Genomic DNA, 2779 nt, shown 5'->3' on the forward strand with positions numbered 1-2779 from the left:
GCTTAAAAAGGCTTAAACGAGGTCATATATTCTGTTTTTTACTGTAAATTGGAGTTGTGCAACAGTTACCGATGTTATGCCTAGTGTTTTATAAGTTTTTGAATTAATTTGTATACGTGTGAACCAAGTTTTGAGGGGAAATCTTCTTGCTCATCATCTAAATTAATAGCTTGCTCTATAGCTAAATCTAAATGAGGTAAATAAAGTTCAGGTTTAGGATTACTCTTGTTGTAAGATCCTAAAATTTCAGTTATTTTAGTATCTATATAATTTTTTTTACTAGTTACTTTTGCATTTTGTAAAATAAGGTTCAATTCCTCTTCAGAATATTCTGATAAATTTTTAATGTGAAGTAAAAGCCATAATTCAAAACAAGGATTACTTACAGCCACATACATATTCTCAAGATTTTTACATTCTTTTATTATTTCGGGAATATTTCTCCATCTGTCAGTGTCTATTATCATCCATAATTCGTCAGTATTTTTAAAATTGTATTCGTATTTCGCTTCTCTTTTTAATTTTTTAAAAACGTGATTAGGAGCGCTATTAGTGTCGGTTTTAGGTCTTTTTAGAAGATGGAGGTATATTAGACTATCATTAAATCTTTCAGAATTTTTAAACTCTTCAAAATATATTTCTTCTGTTTCATTACCTTCAAAAGCTAATACTATAATCTTTTCTTTCTCAATAGAATTACTTTCTCTGAATAATTCATCTCTTTCTCTAGGCATATTATTTCAAAGTTTTACTATTAAGAATTGTTAATTTATTTCTACTTCCAATTCGAGGTATAGCTTTAAATCGTCCTAATAGATAGTCTTTCCTGATTTCTTTGTCAAAACGAACATTATACTCCTCTAATGAATGTAATTTACTTGCACCTTCATTATCTTTTACTACAAACCACACTTCATCTTTTCTTAGTAACTTTTGAGTTAATAATGAAGATTCGTGACTAGCTAGAATTAATTGACTATTTACATTAACTGCTTTAGTGACAAATAAATCAATTAAATCGTAAATTAAATTAGGATGAAGGCTTCGTTCCATTTCATCAATTATAAAAACATTATCTCCTTTTAACAAGTCTAAAAGCAAGGGGATAAAATCCATAATTCTATTCGTACCATCAGATTCGTCGCTTGTGTCAAATTTTTCATAATTATCGTCTCCTTTAACTGTATGTTTGGTCATAAACTTTTCAATAACCAAATCTGAGTCTTTAATTGATAAGAAATAAGTCGTATTTTTATTTGATAAGATTGAAGCTCTGATATTTTCAGATTTTTTACTTAATAAATCTTCTTTAATTTTAGATAAAATCGGTTTAGGAACATCAACGCTTTCAAAGTCAACTTTTTCTAAACATACACCTGTAATTCCTGTATCAAAATATTTTAAAAATTGTTCGAAAGTTGTTAATAATTCCTCATCTTGTTTTAATTCGAACTTTAATCCCTCATTATATTTATCATCTGGAAAAATAACTTTTAAAGAATTTTGAAACCAATCAATTACATTTAAAAGATCATCTATTTTTGAAACATTTTCCTTAACTTTTCGAGTTCTGATTTCATTTAAAAACAGTTGATTATTAGGTGTGCCTTTCGCTGTAAATTTTAAAAATAGCTTTTCTTCTTCTAATTTTATATTTTTTAAAATATTTTCTAAATCAAAGTTTTCAGCATTAGAATTATTTCTTTCGAAGATTTTTATATCTTTTTTTGAAGTCACTTCGTATAGCCATTCTTCTTTTATTGAGTCTGAATCAAATACAAAACCATAAGCATAATTTTTATTTTTATGTTGAATTGTATATTCAATTCTTGAATCTTTATTTTTAAATTCTTTATTTAATCTGAATTTTTGATAATCTATTACAGATTCTGATTTAGTACCTTTTAGAACTAATTTTTGTCCAAAATCGATAGCTTTAATTAAATTTGATTTACCAGATGCATTTGCACCAAAAAGTACTGAAGTTTTAAGAACTGAAACTCCGTTAATTTTTTTAGTTTTATGTTCACTTTTTAATGTTCCTTTTCCAGGAATTAATGAGAAAATTTGTCTTGAACAAAATGACGAAAAATTCTCAACGGAAAACTTGATTAACATAACTTCTATTGTTTAATAGAACAAATGTAGTGATTTTTTCACATTTACAATATTTTGCAGTGTTTTTTAACATTAGGCATAACATTGTTTTTTAAGAAACTACTATAGCATTTGTTTCGTAAAAATCAGCTATATCTGCATTTCGTGTAAATAACAAATATACAAACAAAACTATATTGTATACCTTATTGTGTAAAATAAAAAACTCTCTAAAATTACTTCTAAAGAGGTTGTTATTTATACTATTTTGTGTTTTTAAAACTAAAATTGGAATTGTGCAACAGTTACAGATGTTATGGGGTGGCTTAGTTAATTAAGATTGATGACGTTTCACCTGTATACCATTCCATTTGTTCTGCAAGTAAATCAAGAGGTTTTAATAAAAACTCTAAAAGCAATTGTGGTGAAGTCCCATATTCATTTCCTTTAATAATTTTATCAATTTTATTCTGATACATATTATAATTCTTATGATACGGTTTATCGATTAAATATTCTTTAGTGACTTCAATAACAACACTATCCTTTCTTCTTATGATCTTTTTATGTTTAACTAAGCAAGTGTCACATGGATAATAATCGAAATGGATATCCTAACGAAAGTTCCAGAGTAAGAAAAGGTATATAATACTTATCTTACAATTATGAAAGGAATAAAAAA

At 26.3% G+C, this 2779-nt stretch carries 3 protein-coding genes; all 3 read right to left on the bottom strand.

Annotated elements, in window-relative coordinates:
* Positions 1–80: 80 nt before the first annotated feature.
* The 3 genes from HXZ74_RS17045 to HXZ74_RS17055 all read right to left on the bottom strand — a co-directional run bounded on the left by HXZ74_RS17045 (position 81) and on the right by HXZ74_RS17055 (position 2576).
* Positions 81–734 (bottom strand): RloB family protein, encoded by a 654-nt coding sequence (locus HXZ74_RS17045; protein ID WP_115000149.1) that lies wholly within the window; start codon positions 732–734, stop codon positions 81–83.
* 1 nt (position 735) lies between these two features.
* Positions 736–2118 (bottom strand): AAA family ATPase, encoded by a 1383-nt coding sequence (locus tag HXZ74_RS17050; protein WP_115000147.1) that lies wholly within the window; start codon positions 2116–2118, stop codon positions 736–738.
* Between the two features lie 305 nt (positions 2119–2423).
* A complete protein-coding gene (locus HXZ74_RS17055; RefSeq protein ID WP_286476507.1) occupies positions 2424–2576 on the bottom strand; it encodes a hypothetical protein in 153 nt (50 codons plus the stop codon).
* Between the last annotated feature and the right edge of the window lie 203 nt (positions 2577–2779).

Origin of the sequence: Empedobacter sp. R750 (assembly GCF_030324345.1) — a bacterium.
Classification (GTDB): domain Bacteria; phylum Bacteroidota; class Bacteroidia; order Flavobacteriales; family Weeksellaceae; genus Empedobacter; species Empedobacter falsenii_C.